Source organism: Mammaliicoccus sp. A-M4 (assembly GCF_022386955.1).
In the GTDB taxonomy this organism is placed as follows: domain Bacteria; phylum Bacillota; class Bacilli; order Staphylococcales; family Staphylococcaceae; genus Mammaliicoccus; species Mammaliicoccus lentus.
Window position 1 is genome coordinate 1 of sequence record NZ_JAJNHH010000041.1, and the last position, 332, is coordinate 332.

Below are 332 nucleotides of genomic sequence, written 5' to 3' on the forward strand. Positions count from 1 at the left end.
TATTAAGCTTGTTGAATTTCGTTAAAAATTCACTCGGTTTTTTGCTTGGTAAAATCTATTTGCTTACTTATCTAGTTTTCAATGTGCAAAAAAAATGGTGGGCCTAAATGGACTCGAACCATCGACCTCACGCTTATCAGGCGTGCGCTCTAACCAGCTGAGCTATAGGCCCTATCTATTTTTGAATGTCAAATAAACATTCAAAACTGAATACAATATGTCTCCGTTATTCCATGACCTCATGGTCATTCCGTAATATCCTTAGAAAGGAGGTGATCCAGCCGCACCTTCCGATACGGCTACCTTGTTACGACTTCACCCCAATCATCTGT

The 332-nt window shown here is 40.1% G+C and carries 1 tRNA gene and 1 rRNA gene; both read right to left on the bottom strand.

The window, feature by feature from the left end:
- Window positions 1-95: 95 nt before the first annotated feature.
- Window positions 96-172 (bottom strand) — tRNA-Ile (locus LQ682_RS14070).
- Between the two features lie 93 nt (window positions 173-265).
- Window positions 266-332: ribosomal RNA gene (locus LQ682_RS14075) — 16S ribosomal RNA — on the bottom strand; the annotation flags it as partial.